The organism is Pseudomonas sp. UYIF39 (assembly GCF_029963765.1).
Taxonomy (GTDB): Bacteria; Pseudomonadota; Gammaproteobacteria; order Pseudomonadales; family Pseudomonadaceae; genus Aquipseudomonas.
Window position 1 is genome coordinate 1 of record NZ_JALBYU010000071.1, and the last position, 531, is coordinate 531.

The window sequence follows — 531 nt, forward strand, 5'->3', positions numbered from 1 at the left end:
CACCAGTGCATTGGCGGCGTGGAAGCGTTCGGTCAGTGCACGGTAATCAAACACATCACCGTTGCTCGCCGGGTATTGCAGCAAGGCGCCGAAGAATGGCGTCACGTCGGTCAGTTCGAGTTCGTCGCCGACCACCACGTCGATGCCCAACGGCTCGGCGCGGGTGCGCAATACATCGAGGGTTTGCGGGTGGCAATGCACGGACGCGAAGAAGGCGTGGCTGCCCTTGTTCTTGCTCAGGCGTTTGCAGAAGGTCATGGCTTCGGCGGCGGCGGTGGCTTCGTCGAGCAAGGACGCGTTGGCGATCGGCAGGCCGGTGAGGTCGCTGATCAGGGTCTGGAAGTTCAGCAGCGCTTCGAGACGGCCCTGGGAAATTTCCGGTTGGTACGGGGTGTAGGCGGTGTACCAGGCCGGGTTTTCCAGCAGGTTGCGCAGGATCGGCGACGGCGTGTGCGTGCCGTAGTAGCCCTGGCCAATGTAGGTTTTGAACAGCTGGTTTTTGCCGGCGATGGACTTGATCAAGGCCAGGGC

At 62.1% G+C, this 531-nt stretch carries 1 pseudogene; it reads right to left on the reverse strand.

The features are described from left to right. Positions 1 to 531 (reverse strand): annotated as a pseudogene (locus MO767_RS30835) (glycine dehydrogenase (aminomethyl-transferring)); the annotation flags it as partial.